The 23,134-nt window shown below is 71.9% G+C and carries 16 protein-coding genes; 8 read left to right on the top strand and 8 right to left on the bottom strand.

What is annotated here, in order from left to right; genetic code table 11:
* Window positions 1–112: 112 nt before the first annotated feature.
* Entirely contained in the window at window positions 113–613 is a 501-nt protein-coding gene (locus tag ACFWEP_RS13890; RefSeq protein WP_387369754.1) for an HD domain-containing protein, read from the bottom strand.
* A 265-nt stretch (window positions 614–878) separates the two neighbouring features.
* On the opposite strand from ACFWEP_RS13890, the gene ACFWEP_RS13885 reads away from it, so the two are divergent.
* Window positions 879–2,057: a cation:proton antiporter gene (locus ACFWEP_RS13885; RefSeq protein ID WP_387369752.1), complete on the top strand. Its 1,179-nt coding sequence runs from the start codon at window positions 879–881 to the stop codon at window positions 2,055–2,057.
* A 183-nt stretch (window positions 2,058–2,240) separates the two neighbouring features.
* On the opposite strand, the gene ACFWEP_RS13880 is transcribed toward ACFWEP_RS13885, so the two are convergent.
* The 3 genes from ACFWEP_RS13880 to ACFWEP_RS13870 all read right to left on the bottom strand — a co-directional run bounded on the left by ACFWEP_RS13880 (window position 2,241) and on the right by ACFWEP_RS13870 (window position 5,120).
* A complete protein-coding gene (locus tag ACFWEP_RS13880; protein ID WP_387369750.1) occupies window positions 2,241–3,383 on the bottom strand; it encodes a PP2C family protein-serine/threonine phosphatase in 1,143 nt (380 codons plus the stop codon).
* 254 nt (window positions 3,384–3,637) lie between these two features.
* Window positions 3,638–4,447, bottom strand: coding sequence for an Fpg/Nei family DNA glycosylase (locus ACFWEP_RS13875; RefSeq protein WP_387369749.1), 810 nt, complete (start codon window positions 4,445–4,447; stop codon window positions 3,638–3,640).
* Window positions 4,448–4,631: 184 nt separating this feature from the next.
* Window positions 4,632–5,120, bottom strand: coding sequence for a ribose-5-phosphate isomerase (locus tag ACFWEP_RS13870; protein WP_328721671.1), 489 nt, complete (start codon window positions 5,118–5,120; stop codon window positions 4,632–4,634).
* Window positions 5,121–5,363: 243 nt separating this feature from the next.
* Between ACFWEP_RS13870 and ACFWEP_RS13865 the strand changes: the two genes are divergently transcribed.
* A complete protein-coding gene (locus ACFWEP_RS13865; protein ID WP_387369746.1) occupies window positions 5,364–6,803 on the top strand; it encodes an amino acid permease in 1,440 nt (479 codons plus the stop codon).
* A 79-nt stretch (window positions 6,804–6,882) separates the two neighbouring features.
* Here the strand turns inward: ACFWEP_RS13865 and ACFWEP_RS13860 are convergent, their stop codons facing one another.
* A complete protein-coding gene (locus ACFWEP_RS13860) occupies window positions 6,883–7,476 on the bottom strand; it encodes a biotin transporter BioY (protein WP_387369744.1) in 594 nt (197 codons plus the stop codon).
* Between the two features lie 290 nt (window positions 7,477–7,766).
* Here ACFWEP_RS13860 and ACFWEP_RS13855 point away from each other — a divergent pair, with 290 nt between their 5' ends.
* The 3 genes from ACFWEP_RS13855 to ACFWEP_RS13845 all read left to right on the top strand — a co-directional run bounded on the left by ACFWEP_RS13855 (window position 7,767) and on the right by ACFWEP_RS13845 (window position 11,643).
* The gene (locus tag ACFWEP_RS13855) at window positions 7,767–9,188 is read left to right on the top strand and encodes an amino acid permease (RefSeq protein WP_387369742.1); all 1,422 of its coding nucleotides are present in this window, start codon (window positions 7,767–7,769) and stop codon (window positions 9,186–9,188) included.
* Window positions 9,189–9,397: 209 nt separating this feature from the next.
* A complete protein-coding gene (locus ACFWEP_RS13850) occupies window positions 9,398–10,831 on the top strand; it encodes an amino acid permease (protein WP_387369740.1) in 1,434 nt (477 codons plus the stop codon).
* A gap of 170 nt (window positions 10,832–11,001) precedes the next feature.
* Entirely contained in the window at window positions 11,002–11,643 is a 642-nt protein-coding gene (locus ACFWEP_RS13845) for a superoxide dismutase (protein ID WP_387369738.1), read from the top strand.
* 127 nt (window positions 11,644–11,770) lie between these two features.
* Here the strand turns inward: ACFWEP_RS13845 and ACFWEP_RS13840 are convergent, their stop codons facing one another.
* From ACFWEP_RS13840 to ACFWEP_RS13830, 3 genes are all read right to left on the bottom strand, one after another.
* Window positions 11,771–13,267 (bottom strand): pyridoxal phosphate-dependent decarboxylase family protein, encoded by a 1,497-nt coding sequence (locus tag ACFWEP_RS13840; protein ID WP_387369736.1) that lies wholly within the window; start codon window positions 13,265–13,267, stop codon window positions 11,771–11,773.
* Entirely contained in the window at window positions 13,257–14,651 is a 1,395-nt protein-coding gene (locus ACFWEP_RS13835; protein ID WP_387369734.1) for an MFS transporter, read from the bottom strand. Before ACFWEP_RS13835 ends, ACFWEP_RS13840 begins: the two co-directional genes overlap by 11 nt.
* A gap of 136 nt (window positions 14,652–14,787) precedes the next feature.
* Entirely contained in the window at window positions 14,788–15,438 is a 651-nt protein-coding gene (locus tag ACFWEP_RS13830; RefSeq protein WP_387369732.1) for a DsbA family protein, read from the bottom strand.
* Window positions 15,439–15,555: 117 nt separating this feature from the next.
* Between ACFWEP_RS13830 and pepN the strand changes: the two genes are divergently transcribed.
* From pepN to ACFWEP_RS13815, 3 genes are all read left to right on the top strand, one after another.
* Window positions 15,556–18,138 carry an aminopeptidase N gene (gene pepN, locus ACFWEP_RS13825; protein WP_387369728.1) on the top strand — a complete coding sequence of 861 codons (2,583 nt, stop codon included), beginning with the start codon at window positions 15,556–15,558 and terminating at the stop codon, window positions 18,136–18,138.
* A 299-nt stretch (window positions 18,139–18,437) separates the two neighbouring features.
* The gene (locus ACFWEP_RS13820) at window positions 18,438–19,544 is read left to right on the top strand and encodes a hypothetical protein (RefSeq protein ID WP_387369726.1); all 1,107 of its coding nucleotides are present in this window, start codon (window positions 18,438–18,440) and stop codon (window positions 19,542–19,544) included.
* A gap of 214 nt (window positions 19,545–19,758) precedes the next feature.
* Entirely contained in the window at window positions 19,759–23,064 is a 3,306-nt protein-coding gene (locus ACFWEP_RS13815; protein ID WP_387369724.1) for a S8 family serine peptidase, read from the top strand.
* Window positions 23,065–23,134 lie beyond the last annotated feature (70 nt).

Here is a 23,134-nt window from a genome sequence, read left to right as displayed (position 1 = left end):
GGTTCTTCTTGCGAAGCACCCGGGTCCGCTCGCCCGCCTCCCCGGGAGGTCTCCGCCCGGGCCGGAGGCCTCCGCCCGGCGCGGGCCGGTCGCACTTCGGGCCTGGCCGGTCTCACTTCGGGCCAGGGTTGGCCGAATTCATTCGGTCCGGAGGCGATTCATCGACTTGGAGACCCAGAAGTCGCCGCACATGGGCATATTTCTCGGTCAGCCGGTCACGGGTAGCCGGCTCCAGCACCGCCAGACGGGCCGGATCCGCGTTGTGGGCGAGGTCCGCCCTCTTGATCAGCAAGGCCCCCGGAGTGGCGAGAATCCTCGCGGTGTACGCGGCCGGCTCCTCGCCCTTCCCCCGGGTGAGGGCCCGCACCAGCTCCTTGACGTGGGGGTCGAGTGCCGCGCCGGCCAGCCACTCCCTGCTCAGCACCCCGTCCTCGACGGAGTCGTGCAGCCAGGCGGCGGCGATCTGCTCGGCGCTGCCACCCGTGGCCCGCACCCCCTCGGCCACGGCCGCGAGGTGTTCGGCGTACGGGCGGCCCGCCTTGTCGGTCTGGGTGGCGTGCGCGGCGCGGGCGAGCGCCTCCACCTCGGTCAGGGTCCACAGGGGCTCCGGCATGGGCCGACTCTACGGCCGGGCCCCCGGCCCGAGGGCAAAGAGCCGTGACCCGTCCCTCCGCGCAGCCCGCGGTCCTCCCCCGCACCCCCGTCCGGACGGCTTCCGGGCCGGTCCGCCGGCCCGCCCGCTCGTGGACGCCGCCGACTGCGGGGCGGGTTCGGTAACGTCCGTACGGAGAATTCTTGACTCCTTCTTTACCTTTCGTCTCGACTTGTCGACCTACCGAAGGAGTGGGCTCATCGGACACGCCGACACGCTCATCGCCATGGGGGGCGCTTTTCTGGCCGCCGCCGTGCTCGCACGGGCCGGGGCCAGGATCGGACTGCCGACCATCCCGCTGTTCATCCTGGCCGGGACGCTCCTGGGCCCGCACACGCCCGGCATCGTGCTGGTGGCGGACCCGCACGATCTGGAGATGCTCGCGGCCCTCGGCCTGGTGCTGCTGCTCTTCTACCTCGGCCTGGAGTTCCACCTCGACGATCTGCGGACCGGTGGACGCAAGATGATGATCGCCGGCGGCGTGTACCTGGCCCTGAACGTCGGCGGCGGTCTCGGCTTCGGTTACGCGCTGGGATGGGGAACCCCGGAGGCACTGGTACTCGCCGGAGTGCTCGGCATCTCGTCCTCGGCGATCGTCACCAAGGTCCTCGTGGACCTCGGGAGGCTCGGAAACCCCGAGACCAGGCCGATCCTCGGCATCATCGTCGTCGAGGACGTGTTCCTGGCCCTCTATCTCGCCGCGCTCCAGCCCGTCCTGTCCGGGGCGGACAGCGTGGGCGCGGCCCTGCTGGACGGCGGGAAGGCGTTCGGCTTCCTCGTGGTCCTCGCTCTGGTGGCCCGCTTCGGCACCCGCGCCCTCTCCCGGCTGATCCGCACCGAGAACGACGAGCTCCTGGTGATCTCCTTCCTGGGCGTGGCGGTCTTCGTCGCCGGGGTGTCCGAGTGGTTCGGCGTCGCCGACGCCATCGGCGCCTTCATGGTCGGCCTGATGCTCGGCGGCACCAGCTCGGGGGAACGCATCCGGGGACTGGTCAGCCCCTTGCGGGACGCGTTCGGCGCGATCTTCTTCTTCGCCTTCGGCCTCTCGATCGACCCGGGCGACCTGCCGAGCGTCGTGTGGCCGGTGCTGGCGGCCGTCGCCGTGACCGCCGTGATGAACGTGTTCGCCGGGCTGGCCACCGCGAAGGTGTACGGCTTCGGCCCCCTCGCCGTCGCGAACATCGCCACCACCCTGCTGGCCAGGGGCGAGTTCGCGCTGATCCTCGCGGCCATGGCCGCGGGTGCCGGGCTCGACGAGCGGCTCTCGCCGTTCATCGCCGGGTACGTCCTGGTGCTCGCGGTCCTCGCTCCGCTCGCCGCGAGCCGTTCCTCCTGGCCGGCGAGGTGGCTGCCCGGCGGAAAGTCCGGCGGGAGGCCGGGCCGGGCTGTGCCGGAGAGCCCCTGAAGCGTGTTGCGGAAGTGGCGCCGTCCGCCCGGAGGGCGGGTCCGGCCGCGTCCGGTGCGTGCGATCGCACGGCGCAGGGTCGCCCCGATACTGGACGTACCGGGGCGATCCCGACAACGCGGCGAGCGTGCGTGCCGGGCGTCGCCGGACAGGCGGGACTTCCGCAACACGCTTTGGGCCGGCTCAGCCCCGGCGGGAGAGCAGAAGCAGCGCGCGGTCGTCGTTGACGTCCTTCGCGCACGCCTCGATCAGATGCCAGGCCGCGCCTTCGAAGCCGGTCGTGACGTACCGGTCCGCCTCGCCGGTCAGCCGGTCGATGCCGTCGGCGATGTCCCGGTCCGACGCCTCGACCAGGCCGTCCGTGAAGAGCATCAGGACGTCGCCCGAGGCCAGCGAGCCCTTGACCGCGTCGAACTCCGCTCCGTCGTAGACGCCGAGCAACGGCCCCTCGGCGGCCTTCTCCTCCCACTGCCCGGTCGCGGAGTTCAGCTGGAGGGCGGGAGGGTGGCCGGCCGAGAGAATCTCGTAGTCGCCGGTCTCCAGGTCCAGCACCAGGTGGATCGAGGTGGCGAACCCCTCGTCCCAGTCCTGGCGCAGCAGGTAGCCGTTGGCCGCGGGCAGGAAGCCGTGCGGAGGCAGTGAGCCGAGGAGGCCGCCGAAGGCGCCGGAGAGCAGCAGGGCGCGGGAGCCGGCGTCCATGCCCTTGCCGGAGACGTCGGTGAGGACGACCTCCAGCGTGCGTCCGCCGTGGGTGCGTGCCGCGACGACGAAGTCGCCCGAGAAGGACTGCCCCCCGGCGGGCCGCAGCGACATCTCGCAGTGCCAGCCCTTCGGCAGCCGGGGCAGCGCGCTCTGGACGCGGATGCGTTCGCGCAGGTCGAAGAGCATGGTGCCGCCGCGCCGCCACGGCACTCCGACACGGGCCCGGAACTGGGCGAGCACCAGCCCGAAGAAACCGCAGGCTCCGACCACGAGCACATTGCCCGGAGTGACCGTGACGTCGACCGGGGCCGTGCCGAGGGTGAAGGACTCGACGATCAACGCGCCTGCCGCGACCGCGTACAGGGTGAGCAGGCTGGAGGGGCGGAGCAGCAGGCCGCCGGCGACGATCGGCAGCACGAGGGCCGTGGGAGAGAACCATTCCGGGTTCCACATGGTGGCCACCGTGATGGCGGGGATCGTCAGCAACAGGCCCGCGAAGGCTATCCAGTCGGCCCCGTCGCCGCGGAAGTAGTCGACCCCGGACCGGCGCAGCGCGATGCGGGCCCGGTGTGCCGTTCGCCGCCACCGGGCCATGTACGCGTTCACTCCGTCGCGAGAGGCCATTGTCGGGACCTTATCGACCGAACGGCTCCCCGTGCAGGGGGACCCCGGTGGGGAGAGGTACGAAATAGGGTCGCCCCGCCGGTGGAGACGCTGGTGGGCGTGGCGTACGACCTCGGAACCGGACGGTCCCGGGCCCCTCGCCCGGGGTGCTGCGGACGGCCGTGCGTGAACGTGCTTTCGACGGGGTGGAAACGCGCGGACCGGGACACGCGACGCCCCGCGTACCTCCGGCGGTGGCCGGTTCGGCGGCGCGGTCAGCGCTTCTGGCAGGTGGGGCACCAGAAGAGGTTGCGGGCGGCCAGTCCGGCGGTGCGGACGTCGGTGCCGCAGACGTGGCAGGGCCGCCGGTCGCGCCGGTAGACGTAGACCTCGCCGCCGTGGTCGTCGACGCGGGGCGGGCGGCCCATCGCCTCGGGCAGGTGCTCGGGGCGGACGGTGTCGATGCGGTTGTTCCGCACCCCCTCGCGCATCAGCAGGACGAGGTCGGCCCAGATCGCGTCCCACTCGGCGCGGGTGAGGTCCTTGCCGGGGCGGTACGGGTCGATGCCGTGACGGAAGAGGACCTCGGCGCGGTAGACGTTGCCCACGCCGGAGACGACCTTCTGGTCCATCAGCAGGGCGGCGACCGTGACCCGGCTGCGGGAGATCCGCTGCCAGGCGCGCGTCCCGTCCTCGTCGGTGCGCAGGGGGTCCGGGCCGAGGCGCTCGTGTATCGCCTGCTTCTCGGGCTCGGTGATGAGCGCGCAGGTGGTGGGGCCCCGCAGATCGGCGTAGTGGTCCTCGCCGCGCAGCCGGAGGCGGACGGTGTCGGTGGGCGGCGGGGCCGGGACGGTACCGAAGCCGAGCTTCCCGAAGAGTCCGAGGTGGATGTGGACCCAGCCGGTGGCGCCGAAGCCGAGGAAGAGGTGCTTGCCGTGGGCGTCGACGGCGTCGAGCACCCGGCCGTCGAGCAGCGCCGCGCTGTCGGAGAACTTCCCCTGCGGGCTGCTGACGCGCACCGGCCGACCGGCGAACCGCTCGCGGTGGTCGGCGGCGAGGCGGTGGATCGTGTGGCCCTCGGGCACGGACGCTCTCCTGACGGGCGAAATGGCCGGCGCGCGACGGCGGGTGGAACGGGCCGTGCCGCCGGGCGAGGGCGTGGTGGGGGAAGCGGCGCCGTCCGCCCGGAGGGCGTGGCCGGCGGGACTTCCTCCACACGGCCTGTGCCCTGGCGGCACGGTGGGTGGTCGGCGGGTGCGGGCGGCTGGGTCAGCCCTGCTGCGGGTGGTGGGCGGGGATCGGCGGGAGAGCGCCGGTCTCCTCGTACGCCGAGAGCATCTCGATGCGCCGGGTGTGGCGCTCCTCGTTCGAGTACGGCGTGCTGAGGAAGATCTCGACGAACTTGGTGGACTCCTCCTCGGAGTGCATCCGGCCGCCGATGGCCACCACGTTGGCGTTGTTGTGCTCGCGGCCGAGGGCGGCGGTCTGCTCGCTCCAGGCCAGCGCCGCACGGACGCCCTTGACCTTGTTGGCGGCGATCTGCTCGCCGTTGCCCGAGCCGCCGATCACGACGCCGAGGCTGTCCGGGTCCGCAGCCGTCTTCTCGGCGGCGCGGAGGCAGAACGGCGGGTAGTCGTCCTGGGCGTCGTAGATGTGGGGTCCACAGTCGACGGCCTCGTGGCCGTGGGCCGTCAGCCACTCGACGAGGTGGTTCTTGAGTTCGTAGCCGGCATGGTCCGATCCGAGGTACACGCGCATGCCGGAAAGTGTGGCACGAGCGCGGCAGGGTAGCCGTCAGCGGGGTCGGAGCCCTTCGCGGGGTCGTGGCCGGGACACCGAACGTACCCCCGCGGACCTGCGGGGACCGCGGACGCACGCGGTCCCGGCTCGGACAGGGCGGCTCGTCGCGATCCGCCCGGACCAGCCGCGCGCAGGCCGTACGGAGGCCGCGCGAAGGCCGTACGGAGGCCGCGCGAAGGCCGTTACGTGAGGAATCCAGCCATGACGTCGGGAACGGCAGTGACGGAAGCGGGCGGCGAGCCCGGCGGGCCGGACCGCTCCGGGGGCTCCGAGGGGCAGCTCAAGGCCGGACTCAAGAACCGTCACCTCTCGATGATCGCCATCGGCGGGGTGATCGGCGCGGGCCTCTTCGTGGGTTCCGGCGCGGGCATCGCCGCCGCCGGTCCCGCGATCCTCGTCTCGTACGCCCTGGTCGGCACCATGGTGGTGCTGGTGATGCGGATGCTCGGCGAGATGGCAGCCGCACGGCCCAGCTCGGGCAGCTTCTCCGCCTATGCCGACCAGGCCCTCGGGCGCTGGGCGGGCTTCTCGATCGGCTGGCTGTACTGGTTCTTCTGGGTGGTCGTGCTCGCCGTGGAGGCCACGGCGGGTGCCGCGATCCTGGAGAGCTGGGTGCCGGCCGTACCGCAGTGGGGGTGGGCGCTGATCGTGATGTCCGTGCTGACCGCCACGAACCTGATCTCGGTCGGCAGTTACGGCGAGTTCGAGTTCTGGTTCGCCGGGATCAAGGTCGTGGCCATCGGCGCCTTCGTGATCGTCGGGCTGCTCGCGGTCTTCGGGGTGCTCCCCGGCTCGGACAACGCCGGGTCCGGTTTCGCCCACCTCACGGACAGCGGCGGCTTCCTGCCGAAGGGGCCGGGGGCGATCCTGACCGGGGTGCTGATGGTGGTCTTCTCCTTCATGGGGAGCGAGATCGTCACGCTGGCCGCCGGTGAGTCCTCGGACCCGCGGCGCGCCGTCTCGAAGGCGACCAACAGCGTCATCTGGCGGATCGCCGTCTTCTATCTGGGCTCGATCCTCGTGGTGCTGACGCTGCTGCCCTGGAACGACCCGTCGATCGTGGAGAAGGGCAGTTACGTCGCCGCGCTCGAATCGATCGGCATCCCGCACGCCGGACAGGTGATGGACGTCATCGTGCTGACGGCCGTGCTGTCCTGCCTCAACTCCGGCCTGTACACGGCCTCCCGGATGGCGTATTCGCTCGGCGGCCGGGGCGACGCGCCCCGGGCCCTCACCCGGGTGAACGAGCGGGGCGTCCCGCGGGCGGCGATCCTCTCCTCGGTCGTCTTCGGCTTCGTGGCGGTCTTCTTCAACTACCGGTGGCCCGACACCGTCTTCGCCTTCCTGCTGAACTCCTCGGGTGCGGTGGCGCTCTTCGTCTGGCTGGTCATCTGCTTCACCCAGCTGCGGATGCGCCCCATGATCGAGCGCGAGTCCCGTCAGGGGCCGGTCGTGCGGATGTGGCTCTTCCCGTATCTGACCTGGGCGACGATCGCGATGATCTCGTTCGTCCTGGTCTACATGCTCACCGACGACGCGGCCCGCGAGCAGGTGCTGCTGTCGCTGCTGGTCGCGGCGGTGGTGGTCGCGGTGTCGCTGGTACGGGAGCGGCGCGGGCGCCGGGTGGCGGCGGAGGACTGAGCGGCACCCGTACGGAACAGCGCGAAAGGCCCGCCGGAACGCGTCCGGTGGGCCTTTCGGGGCTCGTACGGGGGAAGGCTCAGCCGCGACGGCCGAGGAGCTTCCAGGAGGCGGGCAGCGCGCCCATCGCCAGCAGGGCCTTCACGGCGTCGCCGATGAGGAAGGGCGTCAGGCCCGCGGCGATGGCGGCGCTCGCCGACATGCCGGTGGAGAGGGCGAGGTAGGGGACGCCGACCGCGTAGGTGAGGGCGGAGCCGACCACCATGGTGCCCGCGGTACGCAGCACGGAGCGGTCGCCGCCCCGGCGGGCGAGGGCACCGACGACGGTCGCGGCGAGCAGCATGCCGAGGATGTAGCCGAAGCTGGCGCCGCCCGCGCCGGAGGTGCCGCCGGAGAACCACGGCACGCCCGCCATGCCGACGACCGCGTACAGCGCCATGGAGAGGAAGCCGCGGCGGGCGCCGAGTGCGCTGCCGATGAGGAGCGCGGCGAAGGTCTGGCCGGTGACGGGGACCGGGGAGCCGGGGATCGGGACCGCTATCTGCGCGGCGAGACCGGTGAGGGCGGCGCCGCCCAGGACGAGGGCGGCGTCGACGGCGGCGCGGTTGCGGACCGCGGGCAGCAGGTCGGCGAGGACCACTCCGGTACGGACGGGGGCGGCAGCAGTGCTCATCGGGACTCCGCGGGTGAGGGTGGGGCGACGGACGCAAGGGCGGGCAAGTGCCGAAAAGGCGAGCCTGCGGCTGACGTTAGTCGAAGGGCGCGGTGCTGATCACCGTGTGTCGCCCACAAAGGCCTCGACCGCGACTTGGTGGGGTTCACACAAAGACGCGGAGGCAACCACCCCTCGGCGTGAGCCTCATCACTCCGGCTCGTACAGCGCAGACGTCTTTCCTGGCCCCGTCTCGCTCCGTGAGACGCTGTTGGTTCCCCACTAAACCGATCAGAGCGGCCTGGCCCCCCATGCGCGACGCACCACCCCCCACCCCCGCCGAGCCGCTCTCCCACGGGCTCAAGCAACGGCATCTGACGATGCTCGGCCTGGGCGGGGTGATCGGGGCGGGGCTGTTCGTCGGTTCGGGCGCCGGGATCGCGGTCGCGGGACCGGCCGTCATCGTGTCGTACCTGGTCGCGGGCGCGCTCGCGATGCTGGTGATGCGGATGCTCGGGGAGATGTCGGCGGCGATGCCCGCCTCGGGCTCTTTCTCCGTGCACGCGGAACGCGCGCTGGGGCGGTGGGCGGGGTTCAGCGTGGGCTGGCTGTACTGGTTCCTGCTGGTGGTGGTGCTGGCGGTGGAGGCGACCGCGGCGGCGCAGATCGCGCACGGCTGGGTGCCGGGCGTCGAGCCGTGGGCGTGGGTGCTGGTCTTCATGGTGGTCTTCACCGCGGCCAACCTCACCGCGGTGAAGAACTTCGGCGAGTTCGAGTTCTGGTTCGCCGCACTGAAGGTGTGCGCGATCGTGGCCTTCCTGGTGCTGGGCACGCTCGCCGTCTTCGGGCTGCTGCCGGACACCGATCCGGTGGGCCTGACGAACCTCACGGGCCGGGGCGGGTTCCTGCCGAACGGCTGGAGCGGGGTGGTGTCCGGGGTGCTGTCGGTGGTCTTCGCCTTCGGCGGGCTCGAGGTCCTCACCATCGCCGCCGCCGAGACCGACGATCCGGCGCGCGCGGTGGGGCGGGCGGTGCGCAGCGCGGTGGTGCGCATCCTCTTCTTCTACGTCGGCTCGATGCTGGTGATCGTGACGGTGCTGCCCTGGACCGCGCAACAGTCGGGGCTGAGCCCGTACGTGACGGTGCTGGACTCGATCGGGGTGCCGTCGGCCGGGCAGATCATGAACGTCGTGATCTTCGTGGCACTGCTCTCCGCGCTCAACGCGAACCTCTACGGCTCCTCGCGGATGATCTTCTCGCTCGCCGAACGGGGCGAGGCGCCGCGCGGGCTGCTCAAGGTGTCGGGAGTGACGGAGCGCGGGGGCGGGGTGCCGCGCCGGGCGGTGCTCGCGTCGGTGGCTTTCGGCTTCGTCTCCGTACTCCTCAACCTGGAGTGGCCGGACACCGTCTTCCTGTACCTGCTGAACTCGGTCGGGGCGGTGCTGCTGTTCGTCTGGGCGCTGATCGCCCTGTCCCAGCTGCGGCTGCGGCCGCGCATCGACCGGGAGGCCGCAGCTTCGGGGGCGGAGCGGGGGCCGGTGCTGAGGATGTGGTGCTACCCGTACTTGACCTGGCTGACCCTGGTGGCGCTGGGCGCGGTGCTGGTGCTGATGCTCGTCGACGACTCCGCGCGCGGGCAGGTGCTCTGGTCGGCGGGGGCCACGGCGCTGGTGCTGCTGGTCGCGTGGGTACGCGAGGTCAGGGCGCGCCGGAGGCCGGCGGCGGGGCGCTGAACCACCACTCCGACGGCCGGTCCCGGTGTGTGCGGTGTGCGGACCTGGTGACCGTATTGCGGACAGATCTGCCCGATGAGCGGTACATCCGTTCAGATTGAGGCGTCCAACGGGCCGCACCCCCACCCAGCCGGGAACCTTCCGGGCCGGCGGCTCGAACGCCCTCGCGGTCCCGCCCCCCGAGCCCGCCGACCGAACTGAGCCCGTCGATGCCCCGCACCCCCACGCCCTCCCCCACAGCCGGCCCACCGGCCACCTCCGGGTCCCCCGCTCCGGCCCCCGCCCCGGACGGCTCGTCGCTCGGCAACGGTCTCCGGCAGCGCCATCTGTCGATGATCGCGCTCGGCGGGGTGATCGGGGCCGGACTCTTCGTCGGCTCCGGCGCGGGCATCGCCTCGGCGGGCCCGTCCATCGTCATCGCCTACGCGGTGTCCGGGCTGCTGGTCATGCTGGTGATGCGGATGCTCGGCGAGATGTCGGCCGCCCACCCGGCGTCCGGCTCCTTCTCCGTGCACGCCGAGCGGGCGCTCGGCCCGTGGGCGGGGTTCACCGCGGGCTGGTCGTTCTGGGTGCTGCTCTCGGTCGCGGTCGGACTGGAGGGGATCGGTGCGGCGGACATCGTGACGGGCTGGCTTCCGGGCACCCCGCAGTGGATGTGGGTGGCGCTCTTCATGGCCGCGTTCCTGGGTACGAACCTTGCGGCGGTACGGAACTTCGGCGAGTTCGAATTCTGGTTCGCCGCGCTGAAGGTCGGCGCCATCTCGCTCTTCCTGATCCTCGGGGTACTGGCGATCACCGGCGTACTGCCCGACGTGGACGCCCCCGGCTCCGCCAACCTCAGCGGTGACGGCGGCTTCCTGCCGCACGGGGCGAACGGCTTCATCATCGGGCTGCTGGCCTCCGTCTTCGCGTACGGCGGGCTGGAGACGGTCACCATCGCGGCGGCCGAGTCGGAGAACCCGGTGCGCGGGGTCGCGAAGGCCGTCCGTACGGCGATGTGGCGGATCGCGCTCTTCTACGTCGGGTCGATGGCGGTCATCGTGGTGCTGGTGCCGTGGGACGACCCGAAGGTCGTCGAGAAGGGCCCGTACGTCGCCACCCTCGACCACCTGGGCATCCCGGCGGCGGGCCGGATCATGGACGTGGTGATCCTGGTGGCGCTGCTCTCCGCGATGAACGCCAACATCTACGGCGCCTCCCGGATGGCGGGTTCACTGGTGGCCCGCGGCCAGGGCCCGAAGGTGCTCGGCAGGATCTCCTCCGGGGTGCCGCGCAACGCGGTGCTGGCCTCCTCCGTCTTCGGCTTCCTCTGCGTGCTGCTGAGTTACTGGCGGCCGGACGACGTCTTCCCGTGGCTGCTCAACATGATCGGCGCGGTGATCCTGGTCGTGTGGATCTTCATCGCCCTCTCCCAGCTGGTCCTGCGCGGGCGCACCGAGCGCGAGGAGCCCGAGAAGCTGGTGGTACGGATGTGGCTGTTCCCGGTGGCGACGGTGGCCGCACTGCTGGCGATGGCCGGGATCTTCGTACTGATGCTCCGCCAGCCCGACACGCGTGACCAGCTGCTGGCCACCGGCGCGCTGACGGTGGTGCTGATCGCGACCGGGCTGATCCGTCAGCGACGGGGTGCGGCGGCGCGCTGACGGTCGTCCACGCGTTCAGAGAGCGGCGGTCCGGGATTCCCCGGGCCGCCGCCTCTTTTCCTGTACCGGCATTTCCGCCGGGTCCTCCCCCTTCCCGATCTTCTTCCTGCTAGCCTGCACTTGCACATAGGTTGCAATAACAACTGCTGAGCATCTGAAGGGTTCGCACCATGGCCACGTACACGCTCCCGGAACTCCCTTACGACTACGCGGCGCTGGAACCGGTCATCAACCCGCAGATCATCGAGCTCCACCACGACAAGCACCACGCGGCATACGTGAAGGGCGCGAACGACACCCTGGAACAGCTGGAGGAGGCGCGGGACAAGGAGGCGTGGGGTGCGATCAACGGGCTCCAGAAGAACCTCGCGTTCCACCTCTCCGGCCACATCCTGCACTCGATCTACTGGCACAACATGACCGGCGACGGCGGCGGCGAACCGCTCGCGGCGGACGGCGTCGGCGACCTCGCGGACGCGATCACCGCGTCCTTCGGCTCCTTCGCCGGTTTCAAGTCCCAGCTGACGAAGGCCGCCGCCACCACCCAGGGTTCGGGCTGGGGCGTCCTCGCGTACGAGCCGCTCAGCGCACGGCTGATCGTCGAGCAGGTCTACGACCACCAGGGCAACGTCGGCCAGGGCTCCGTGCCGATCCTGGTGTTCGACGCCTGGGAGCACGCCTTCTACCTCCAGTACAAGAACCAGAAGGTCGACTTCATCGAGGCGATGTGGCGGGTCGTCAACTGGCAGGACGTGGCGAAGCGGTACACCGCCGCCAAGGCGCGCGAGAACGTCCTGCTGCTCGCCCCCTGACCTTCTCCGGACCTCCCCGACGTCCTGCCTCGTGATCGTCTTCTCCACCTTCACCCGGCAGGCGGATGAACGAAGAACCCCCGCGAAGACATGGTTCGCGGGGGTTCTTCCACGTGCGCCAGTGGGCTCAGACCCGGAACACCGCGCCGATGAACTCCGCGAGCAGCCGCTCCTTCAGGGGACCCGGCAGGGCGTCGAGCAGCACGAGGACCGGGGCCATCCGGCCGGGCAGCCCGGCGTCCCCGTCCAGTCCGGCGAAGGCGAGCACCCCCGCGACCTCCTCTGGCCCGAGTGTGTCCGGGTCCAGGGTGGCGGCCAGTGCGGCGAGGGCGGGGTCGACCGCCACCGGCTCCAGTGCGCGGGCGGCGACCAGCGCCTCGGCCAGGTCGGCGAGGAGGGCGTCGACCTGGCCGACGGTGGCCGGGGTGAGCGTCAGGTGCAGGTTGGGCGGCAGGCCGTCGAAGGAGAGCTGGGGCTGGAGGTACCAGCCGAGCGCGCGCATCTCGTCGGCGAGGTGGAGCAGCAGGCTGAGGTCGGGCTCGTCCACGCCGCCCGCCCGGCCTCCGGCGGGCGGGCCGAGCACGGTGAACGCCACGAGTCCGGCGGCGGGTTCGCCGAGGACCCGGAGGCCGGGCCGGGCGCGAAGCCCTGCCAGCAGTCGGTCGGAGGCCTCGGCGACCCGGCCGGCGAGTGCGGTGTACCCGTCCTCGCCGACGTGCTGGAGCGCCGCCCACGCCTGGGCGAGCAGTCCGCCGGACTTGGTGCCCTGCACGGTGGGGTTGACGACGGGGTAGCCGGGCCATCCGGCGTGCGCGAAGTACTGGTGGCGGCGGAGTTCCGCGTCCCGGTAGAGCACCACGGAGGCGCCCTTGTCGGCGTACCCGTACTTGTGGAGGTCGACGGAGAGCGAGGTGACGCCGGGCACCGACAGGTCGAACGGCGGGATGTCCCGTCCGGCGCGCCGCAGATGCGGCAGCAGCCAGCCGCCGATGCAGGCGTCGACGTGGCAGAGCACCCCGCGCGCGGAGGCGGCTGCGGCGATCTCTGCGACCGGGTCGATCACCCCGTGGGCGTACGAGGGGGTGGAGGCGACCACCAGGGCGGTGCGGTCGGTGAGGGCCGCCGCCATCGCGCCGGCGTCGGCCCGGAAGGTGACCGGGTCGACGGGGACGACGACCGGCTCCACGCCCAGGTAGTGGGCGGCTTTGTGGAAGGCCGCGTGGGCCGTGGACGGCAGCACCAGCTGGGGGTCCGTCACCCCGCGTACGGCACGGGCGTGGTCGCGGGCGGTCTTCACGGCGAGCAGGATGCTCTCGGTGCCGCCGCTGGTGAAGGTGCCCTGGGCGCCGGGCACGCCGAGGAGGTCGACGGCGGCGCGGACCAGGTCGTTCTCCAGTCGGGCGACGCTGGGGAAGACGGTCGGGTCGAGCCCGTTGACGGTGGCGAACGCGGTGTACGCCTCGGCGGTCAGCTCGTCGAGTCCCTCCAGCCCGGCGTCGTAGACGTAGGCGAAGGTGCGCCCGCCCCGGGTGGGGGCGTCGGCGCCGCGCAGGGCGCGCAGCTCGGCCAGCACCTCGCCGGCGGGCCTGCCGGTTCCAGGGGTGGGTACGGCGTCAGTCGGCACGGGTCAGGTCCTCGTTCGGTGCGGAAGGGGATACGGAAGGGGTCTCAGGAGGGGGCTGCGCCTCCTCGCGGTAGCGGTGCAGCAGCCAGAGGCTCGCGGCGGCGAGGACGGCGGGCAGCAGGCTCATGCCGGCGGTGATGCCGGTGAGGGCGGCGTCCGGCTGGGCGACCTCGTGGTCGGCGTCCGAGGAGCGGAACCCGGTCACCGCGAGGACCAGCGCGAACAGCCCGGCGCCCAGCGCGAAGGCGAGGGTCTCGGCGGCCGTCCACAGGCCGGTGAAGGTGGCGGTCCTGCGCTTGCCGGTACGGACGGCGTCGGCGGCCAGGGTGTCGGCCAGCAGCGTCAGCGGCAGCAGTTGCAGACCGGCGTACGCGATGCCGACCGCGGCCACCGCGAGGTAGCCGAGCACCGGACCGGCGGCTCCGGTGAAGGCGAGGGCGACGGCCCCGGCGATGTAGAGCAGCGAGGCGCACCACTGGGCGTAGCGGGTGCCCTTGCGGCGGGCGAGGCGGTTCCACAGCGGCATGAAGAGCACCAGCGGGCCGATCATGCAGGCGAAGAGCGGGGTCACCGCGGAGGCGGAGCCGAGGGTGTAGGTGGCGAAGTACTGGACGCCCGCGAGCATCACGCCGATCGCCAGCGCCTGGAGGGTCCACATCCCCGCGAGGTGGAGGAAGGGCCGGTTGGTGCGGGCGGCGGCGAGCTGGGCGCGCAGCGAGGGCTCGGCCTCGCTCCGGGCGACGGTGGGAGCCCACCGGGTGGTGAACCAGGCGCCGAACATGCCGGCGGCGAGGAGCACGGCGACGATCACGCCCATCAGCCGGTAGCTCGCGGGGGTGTCGCCGTCCGCGTGCGCGATCGCGGGGGCCAGCGCGCCGGAGAGCAGGATGGCGATGCCGAGGAACGCCACCCGCCAGGCCAGCACCCGGCCGCGCTCGGCCGGGTCCTCGGTCATCTCGGCGGGCATCGTCACGTACGGCACCTGGAAGACGGCGTACGCGGTCGCGGCGAGCAGGAAGAGCACGGCGACGTACCCGGCGGCGGCTCCGCCGCGCAGGGACGGGGCGGCGAAGATCAGCGCGAAGAGCGGCGGCAGGGTGCAGGCGCCGATCAGCAGGAAGGGGCGGCGGGGGCCGCCGCGCAGCCGGCTGCGGTCGGAGACCACGCCGACCAGCGGGTTGACGAGGACGTCCCATGCCTTCGGGAGGAAGACGGCGGCCCCGGCGACGGCGGCGGGCACGGCCAGCACGTCGGTGAGGTAGTAGAGCAGGACGAGACCCGGCACGGTGGAGAAGGCGCCGGTGGCGAGGGAACCCAGGCCGTAGCCGACGCGCACCCGGCGGGGCAGGGCGGGTACGGGCTGCGGGGGTCTGTCGGCGGGCATGGGGCCGATCATGCGGCCAGTCCACCGGGGGAACAAGGGTTCGCGTGTTGCGGGTGTGCGAACGAATCCGGGGGAGCGGGCGCGGGGCGGAGGCCGTGGTGTCCGCCCCCGCCCCGCACTCGTCCGTCGCGCCGGATCAGTCGAAGATCGGGCCCTGGGTGCGGGTCCGCTTGATCTCGTAGAAGCCGGGGATCGAGGCCACCAGGAGCGTGCCGTCCCAGAGCTTCGCGGCGTCCTCGCCCTTGGGCGCCGGGGTCACGACCGGGCCGAAGAAGGCGACCTGCCCGCCGTCGGCGCCGGGCACGGCGATGACCGGGGTGCCGACCTCCTGGCCGACCTTGTCGATGCCCTCCTGGTGGGAGGCGCGCAGCTCGGCGTCGTAGGTGTCGTCGTCCATGAAGTCGGCGAGCGAGGCGGGCAGGTCCACGTCGGCGAGCGCGCCGAGGACGGCCTCGCGGGTCGGGCCCTCGCCGTTGTTGTGGAAGCGGGTGCCGAGCGCGGTGTAGAGGCCGGGGACGACCTCGTCACCGTGCAGTTGCTGGGCGGCGACGACGACCCGGACCGGGCCCCACGCCTTCTTCTCCAGCAGCTCGCGGTACTCGGCGGGCAGATCGTCCAGCTTGTCCTCGTTGAGGACGGCCAGGCTCATCACGTGCCAGCGGACCTCGACGTCGCGTACCTTCTCGACCTCCAGCATCCAGCGGGAGGTCATCCACGCCCACGGGCAGAGCGGGTCGAACCAGAAGTCCGCGGGGGTCTTGCCAGGTGCGGTGGTGGTGTCGGACATGTCTCTCCTTGGCAGCTTCGGTCTCCGCGCGGACAACGCGGGGGACCGCCCGGACATTCCCCGGAGAGCGGCGTGCGAGGATCAAAACATTCGATATCGAGTCACGAAGGAGTGCCGGTGCCCGGTGAGAACCTGTCCCGCGAAGAGGCCCACGAGCGGGCGGAACTGCTGACCGTCGACGGATACGAGATCGCGCTCGACCTGCGGTCCGCCGTCGGCCGGGCCGAGGAGGGCGACGCCCCCCGCACCTTCCGCTCCGTCACCACCATCCGCTTCCGTTCGGCGCGCGCCGGTGCCTCCACCTTCGCCGACCTGATCGCCCCCGGCGTGGACGCGGTGACCCTGAACGGCACCGCGCTCGACCCGGCGGCCGTCTTCGACGGGACCCGCGTGGCGCTGGACTCCCTGGCCGAGGGCGAGAACGTCCTGGTGGTCGACGCGCGGTGCGCGTACAGCCGGACCGGCGAGGGGATGCACCGGTTCGTCGACCCGGAGGACGGCGAGGTCTACCTCTACACGCAGTACGAACCCGCCGACGCCCGACGCGTTTTCGCCAACTTCGAGCAGCCCGATCTGAAGGCCCCGTACCGCTTCCGGGTGACGGCCCCCGAGGGCTGGCGGGTCTGGAGCAACGGCGCCGAGGAGTCCCACGAGGGCGGGGAGTGGCGGTTCGCCGAGACCAAGCCGATCTCGACGTACATCACCACCGTGGTCGCGGGTCCGTACCACTACGTGACGGACCACTACTCCCGTACGTTCGAGGACGGCAGCACGCTGGAGATCCCGCTCGGCGCGATGTGCCGCAAGGGTCTCGCCCGTCACTTCGACGCGGACGACGTCTTCCTCATCACCAAGCAGGGTCTGGACTTCTTCCACGACCACTTCGACTACCCGTACCCGTTCGGGAAGTACGACCAGGCGTTTGTACCGGAGTACAACCTCGGCGCGATGGAGAACCCCGGCCTGGTCACCTTCCGCGAGGAGTACATCTACCGCGGCAAGGTCACCACGGCGTCCTACGAGCGCCGGGCCAACGTCATCCTGCACGAGATGGCGCACATGTGGTTCGGCGACCTCGTCACCATGAGCTGGTGGGACGACCTGTGGCTGAAGGAGTCCTTCGCGGACTTCATGGGCTCCTTCTCGATGGTGGAGGCCACCCGCTTCACCAACGGCTGGATCACCTTCGCCAACAACCGCAAGGCGTGGGCCTACCGCGCCGACCAGCTGCCCTCCACCCACCCGGTCACGGCCGACATCCGTGACCTGGAGGACGCCAAGCTGAACTTCGACGGCATCACGTACGCCAAGGGCGCCTCCGTCCTGAAGCAGCTGGTGGCGTACGTCGGGCGGGACGCGTTCCTCGAAGGCGCCCGGCGCTACTTCAAGCAGCACGCCTACGGCAACACCCGCCTCGGCGACCTGCTGTCGGTGCTCGCCGACACCTCCGGCCGCGACATGACGGCCTGGTCCCGCGCCTGGCTCCAGACGGCGGGCGTCAACAGCCTCACGCCGGTCGTGTCGTACGACGCCGAGGGCCGGATCGCCGAACTCGCCGTGGTCCAGGAGGCCGCCGCCTCCCACCCGGAGCTGCGCCCGCACCGGATCGCGGTGGGCCTGTACCGGAAGGACGGGAGCGGCGCGCTGACGCGTTACGCCCGCGCCGAGACGGACGTGGCCGGTGCGCGCACGGTCGTCGCCGAGCTGGCCGGGGCCGAGAAGCCCGAGCTGGTCCTCGTCAACGACGACGACCTGACGTACTGCAAGGTCCGCTTCGACGAGGAGTCCCTCGCCACCCTGCGCGACCACCTCGGCGCCGTCACCGATCCGCTGGCCCGCGCGCTCTGCTGGTCGGCGCTGTGGAACATGACCCGCGACGGGCTGATGCCGGCCCGCGACTTCATCGCCCTGGTTCTCGCCTTCGCCGGGCGCGAGTCGGACATCGGCGTGCTCCAGATGCTGCACAACTGGGCCCACTCGGCGCTCACCCACTACGTGGCCCCGTCCTGGCGCGAGGAAGGCGGCCGGCTGCTGGCCGAGGGTGCGCTGCGCGAGCTGCGGCTCGCCGTGCCGGGCGGCCAGGACCAGCTGACCTGGGCCCGGTTCTTCGCCTCGTCGGCCTCCTCGGACGAGGATCTCCGGCTGCTGGGCGAACTGCTCGACGGCTCCGCCGTGATCGACGGGCTCGACGTCGACCAGGAGCTGCGCTGGGCGTTCCTCTTCCCACTGGCCGCGCGCGGGGTGGCGGACGAGGCCGCGATCGAGGCCGAACTGACCCGTGACGACACGGCGTCGGGCAAGCGCCACCAGGTGCGCTGCCTGGCCGCGCGCCCCTCGGCGGCGGTCAAGGACCAGGCGTGGGCGGCGGTCGTGGAGTCCGACCGGCTCTCCAACGCGCTGGTCGAGGCGACGATCGCCGGATTCGTCCGGCCCTCGCAGCGCGAACTCCTCGCGCCCTACGCCGGGAAGTACTTCGCGGCGATCGAACGGGTGTGGAAGGAGCGCTCCATCCAGATCGGGATGGACGTGGTCTCGGGGCTGTTCCCGGGGCTCCAGGACGACCCCGCGACGCTGGAGGCGACCGACGCGTGGCTGAAGGAGCACGAGGACGCGGCGCCCGCGCTGCGCCGCCTGGTGCTGGAGGCCCGTGACGACCTGGCACGCGCGCTGCGCGGTCAGGAGTGCGACGCGGCGGCGTAGGACCTCTCGTCGGGGTCATGCCGGCCTCGATCCGAACGAAAGCCCCTGACCCCGGCTCCCCCGTGCGGGCCGTCCCCTTCCGTCCGAGGGGGGCGGCCCGCACGGTCGTGTGCGCCGCACGTGCGGGGCGCTACGGGGCGCGCACGGCCGCCCCGGTCCGCCCCGCCCGCCCGGGCAACTTCCGCACGGCGGGCCTTTTCGATCACCGGTCCGCACGCAGGGGGCCCGTGCTGTCCTGGTATGTCGACGGGCCTGTAACAGGGGTTAGCGGCCGGTCCGGCGGCGGAAAGTGCCTCTGCATGAACCACGACACCTCCCTGTCCTCCCCCCGCGTCCTCCCCCGCACACCCGGGGCCGAGCCGCGGATCGTCACCGGCGCGCAGCTGCGGCGGGAGGGCCTGACCGCCGCGCGGGTCTCCGAGCGCTGCGCGCCCCGGGGCCCCTGGCAGCAGCTGCTGCCGGGCGTCTACCTGTTGGACACGGGACCGGTCGGCGGGCGTGAGCGGTTGCGGGCGGCGCTGCTGTACGCGGGCCGGCCGGCCACCGGCCGTCGCGGCTCGCAGAACGGTCCCGAAAGGGCCGGTACGGACCGTACGGGCACGGACGCGGGGACCGGGGGCGCGGCCGTCACAGGGGTGGCGGCGCTGGCGTTGCACGGCTTCGCCGCCGCGCCGGCCGTGCCGGTGCTCAGCCACGTCGACGTGCTCGTGCCGCGCACCCGGCGGCTGCGGTCGGCGGGCTTCGTCCGGGTGGTGCGCGCGGCCCTCTCCGAGGAGCCGGCGGTGGTCGACGGCTTCCCGGTGGTGCCCGCGGAGCGGGCCGTCGCCGACGTGGTGGCAGGGCTCGACGACCCGGCCGCGGTACGCCTGCTGCTGGCCGAGGCGGCCCGCGACGGTCACTGCGAACCCGCCGTCCTCGTGGCCGAATTGAGCGCGGCGAAGCTGCTGGGCCGGCCCGCGGTGGCCCGTGCGGTCGAGCTGCTGCTCGCGGAGGGCCGGAGCCTCGCCGAGGAACGGCTGTACGCCCTGGTGCGGGTGCACGGGCTGCCCGAGCCGGTGTGGAACGTGGATCTGCGGCTGCCCGGCGGCCCTCATCTGGGCAGCGTGGACGCCTACTGGCCCGAGGAGGCGGTGGCGGTGGAGCTGGACACCGCGCGGGCCCCCCGGTGCGCCGCCACGCCCTGGCCGGCCCCGCGCGGCTCGCGGGGGCGGGCGCAACCCGAGCCGGAGCCGGTCGCGCACGCGGTGCTGCGGGAGTACCTGGAGCGGCTCGGGGTCACGGTGGTGCGGCTCTCGGCGGAGGCACTGTGCGAGGCGGCGGAGCGGCAGGCGGGCGTGGTGCGGACGGCGCTGTGCGCGGCGCGGGACCGGCGACCCGCGGCGTACGTGACGGCGTTGCCGCGCTGAGCGGAGCGGCGGGCTCCGGACGGACGGGCCCCTCGACTGTCGCGAGGGCATGATCTGACACCTTTTCTCCCCGGTGACGCAGGGGCAACGGTGGCGGATCTACGCCATGTCATCTACGCGCCTCCGTCAACTCTCCACAAAACCCTGTCAGATACGAAAGGGTGAGCGGTCATCCGGTACCGAATTCCGGACTCTTCCTTTCTGATACACAGGGATGCTGATGACCAAGGATTCCCCCGGTTCCATACCGGCGGCCGGACGCGTGGCCCGGGTGGCCGCCGCGGCGGGTCTGGTGGCAGCGCTCGCCGCCACCGCCACCGCTCCGGTCTTCGCCGCGGACGACCCGGCAGCGACCGCCGTCAAGCCCGCCGCCACGAGCGACTCGGGCGACAAGCTCGGCAAGTCCGACGCCCAGGTCCTGGCGCAGGCCGAGGCCAAGGGCGAGAAGAACGTCACGCTGATGGTCGCCACGAAGCCCGGCTCCACCGAGCAGGTCAAGAGCCAGCTCGACGCCGTCAGCGGGTCCGTGCCCGGCATCACGTACGACAAGCTCGGCTACGTCCGGGCGACCGTCCCGACGAAGACGGCGAAGGCCACCATCGCATCGGCCTCGAAGCTGTCGTCCGTGCTCGGCATCGACCTCCGCCAGGAGATCGAGCTCGACGACCCGACGCCTTCGGCGGACCGTGCCGCCGGCGCGAAGACGGCCACGACGTCCACCACGTACGCGGCGCCCTCGAAGAAGACGCCCGCGAAGAACCCGTACAACCCGTCCTTCGAGACGGGTGCGGTCGACTTCGTGAAGCAGAACCCGAAGGCGGACGGCCGGGGCGTCACCATCGGCATCCTGGACTCCGGTGTGGACCTCGCCCACCCCGCGCTCCAGAAGACCAGCACCGGCGAGCGCAAGATCGTCGACTGGGTCACCGCGACCGACCCGGTCAGCGACGCGGACGGCACCTGGCTGCGGATGACGCAGGCGGTCTCCGGCCCCTCCTTCACGCTCGGCGGCGTCACCTACAAGGCGCCCGCCGGCTCGTACAAGTTCAGCCTGTTCCGCGAGTCCGCCACCAACGGCGGCGAGATGCTGGGCGACCTCAACCGTGACGGTGACAACACCGACACCTGGGGCGTGCTGTACGACCCGGTCACCGGCACGACCCGGGTGGACCTGAACAACAACGCCGACTTCTCCGACGACACGGTCCTCCTGCCGTACAAGGAGAAGCACCAGGTCTCGTACTTCGGTACGGACGACCCGCGCACCGATGTCGCCGAGCGCATCCCGTTCGTCGTGGAGACGCGCAAGAACGTCGTCTACAACGCGGCGGGCGCCACCTCCGACTACGTCAGCATCGGCGTCATCGAGGGCGAGCACGGCACGCACGTCGCGGGCATCACCGCGGCCAACGGCCTGTTCGGCGGCGCGATGAACGGCGCGGCCCCCGGCGCGAAGATCGTCTCCTCGCGCGCCTGCACCTGGACCGGCGGCTGCACCAACATCGCCCTCACCGAGGGCATGATCGACCTCGTCGTGAACCGCGGTGTCGACGTCGTCAACATGTCGATCGGCGGCCTGCCGCCGCTCAACGACGGCAACAACGCCCGCGCCGAGCTGTACAAGCAGCTCATCGACATCTACGGCGTCCAGCTGGTCATCTCGGCCGGCAACGACGGTCCCGGTGTCAACACCATCGGTGACCCCGGTCTCGCCGACCACGTGGTCTCGGTGGGCGCGTCGATCTCCAAGGAGACGTGGGCGGCCAACTACGGCTCCCTCGTGACCAAGAAGTACGACATGCTGCCCTTCTCCTCGCGCGGTCCGCGTGAGGACGGCGGCTTCGCGCCGATCATCAGCGCCCCCGGCGCGGCCATCAACACCACCCCGACCTGGCTGCCCGGCGCTCCGGTCAAGGAGGCGGGTTACTCCCTGCCTGCCGGCTACTCGATGCTCCAGGGCACCTCGATGGCCTCCCCGCAGGCCGCCGGCGCCACCGCACTGCTGCTCTCCGCCGCGAAGCAGAAGGGCATCGACCTGGCCCCGGCCGATCTGCGCACCGCGCTGACCAGCTCCGCGACCCAGATCAAGAACGTGCCGGCGCACGCCCAGGGTTCCGGTCTGATCAACATCCTGGACGCGTGGAAGCTCATCAAGAAGGGCGCCACGGCCAACGAGTACGCGGTCAAGGCCCCGGTCGACACCTCGATCGACTTCGCGCTCAAGGACCCGGGCTTCGGCACCGGCCTGTACGACCGTGAGGGCGGCCTGAAGACCGGCCAGAAGAAGACGTACGACGTGGTCATCACCCGTACGACGGGCGCCGACCGCGACGTCGCGCACAAGCTGTCGTGGAAGAACGGCGACGGCACCTTCAAGCTGGTCGGCCCGAGCACCGTCAAGCTGCCGCTCGGCACCCCGGTGACCGTGAAGGTCCAGGCGCAGCCGCGCTCGGTCGGCGTGCACAGCGCCGTCCTGGAGGTGAACGACGCCAAGACCGTGGGCGTGGACCAGCAGATCCTGGCCACCGTCGTCGTCGCCACCGACATCAAGGCCCCGACGAACGCGTTCGCGGCGTCCGGCTCGGTGCAGCGCAACGGCACCACGTCGTACTTCCTGAACGTGCCGGAGGGCGCCAAGACGCTGGAGGTCGCGCTCGGCGCCCTGCGCGCGGGCAGCCAGACGCGGTTCATCTCGATCCACCCGTACGGGGTCGCGGTCGAGGACAGCTCGACGATCTACTGCTACCCGAACTACGAGAGCCCGACCAACACCTGCCGTCCGGACGCGCGGTCCTACAAGGACCCGCAGCCCGGCGTCTGGGAGATCGAGATCGAGGCCCGGCGTACGTCGCCGCTCCTGGCGAACCCGTTCAAGCTCGACGTCTCGCTGCTCGGCGCCACCTTCGACCCGGCGGTGCAGACCATCGCCGAAGCGAAGATCGGCACCCCGGCCGCGGTGGACTGGACCGTCACCAACGAGGCCGCCGCACTGACCGGCTACCTCAAGGGCGGCTCGCTCGGTTCGGCCGCGGTCGAGCGCCCGTCGATCTCGACGGGTCAGGCGCAGCAGTTCGAGGTGACCGTCCCGGCGGGCGCCGAGAAGCTCGACGTCGCCATCGGCTCCACCACGGACGCCAACGCGGACATCGACCTGTACGTCTTCCTCGGCGACACGCAGGTCGCCGCCTCGACCACCGCCGGGTCCGAGGAGTCGGTGAGCATCGCCTCGCCGGCCGCCGGTACCTACACGGTCGTGGTGGACGGGTACGACGTTCCCGCCGGCACCACCGCGTACGACTACCGCGACGTGTTCTACTCCGCGGCGCTCGGCACGATCAAGGTGGACGAGTCGACGCCGGTGAACCTGGCGGCCGGCGCGTCCGCGCAGGTCGGCGCGCAGGTGATCGTCGCCGGTGCGGCCCCCGAGGGGCGGCAGTTCTTCGGTGAGGTCCACCTCGTGAACGCCCACGGCACCGCCGCGGGCACCGGCAGTGTGGTGATCGAGAAGGTCACCGAGTAGCACCTTCGTCCGGCCGGCGTCGGCGTCCCACCAGCGGCGATTCGCGCGCTCACTGTCGCGCGAATCGATC

Source organism: Streptomyces sp. NPDC060198, from assembly GCF_042728415.1.
Taxonomy (GTDB): Bacteria; Actinomycetota; Actinomycetes; order Streptomycetales; family Streptomycetaceae; genus Streptomyces.
Note: the sequence above shows the minus strand (reverse complement) of the source record. Positions and strands in the feature narration are given on the sequence as shown.

Excerpts from the sequence above, each read along its gene's own strand:
- ACFWEP_RS13890 (WP_387369754.1), bottom strand. The coding sequence starts at position 613 with ATGCCGGAGCCCCTGTGGACCCTGACCGAGGTGGAGGCGCTCGCCCGC.
- ACFWEP_RS13885 (WP_387369752.1), top strand. The coding sequence starts at position 879 with ATGGGGGGCGCTTTTCTGGCCGCCGCCGTGCTCGCACGGGCCGGGGCC.
- ACFWEP_RS13880 (WP_387369750.1), bottom strand. The coding sequence starts at position 3,383 with ATGGCCTCTCGCGACGGAGTGAACGCGTACATGGCCCGGTGGCGGCGA.
- ACFWEP_RS13870 (WP_328721671.1), bottom strand. The coding sequence starts at position 5,120 with ATGCGCGTGTACCTCGGATCGGACCATGCCGGCTACGAACTCAAGAAC.
- ACFWEP_RS13865 (WP_387369746.1), top strand. The coding sequence starts at position 5,364 with ATGACGTCGGGAACGGCAGTGACGGAAGCGGGCGGCGAGCCCGGCGGG.
- ACFWEP_RS13860 (WP_387369744.1), bottom strand. The coding sequence starts at position 7,476 with ATGAGCACTGCTGCCGCCCCCGTCCGTACCGGAGTGGTCCTCGCCGAC.
- ACFWEP_RS13855 (WP_387369742.1), top strand. The coding sequence starts at position 7,767 with ATGCGCGACGCACCACCCCCCACCCCCGCCGAGCCGCTCTCCCACGGG.
- ACFWEP_RS13850 (WP_387369740.1), top strand. The coding sequence starts at position 9,398 with ATGCCCCGCACCCCCACGCCCTCCCCCACAGCCGGCCCACCGGCCACC.
- ACFWEP_RS13845 (WP_387369738.1), top strand. The coding sequence starts at position 11,002 with ATGGCCACGTACACGCTCCCGGAACTCCCTTACGACTACGCGGCGCTG.
- ACFWEP_RS13835 (WP_387369734.1), bottom strand. The coding sequence starts at position 14,651 with ATGCCCGCCGACAGACCCCCGCAGCCCGTACCCGCCCTGCCCCGCCGG.
- ACFWEP_RS13830 (WP_387369732.1), bottom strand. The coding sequence starts at position 15,438 with ATGTCCGACACCACCACCGCACCTGGCAAGACCCCCGCGGACTTCTGG.
- ACFWEP_RS13820 (WP_387369726.1), top strand. The coding sequence starts at position 18,438 with ATGAACCACGACACCTCCCTGTCCTCCCCCCGCGTCCTCCCCCGCACA.
- ACFWEP_RS13815 (WP_387369724.1), top strand. The coding sequence starts at position 19,759 with ATGCTGATGACCAAGGATTCCCCCGGTTCCATACCGGCGGCCGGACGC.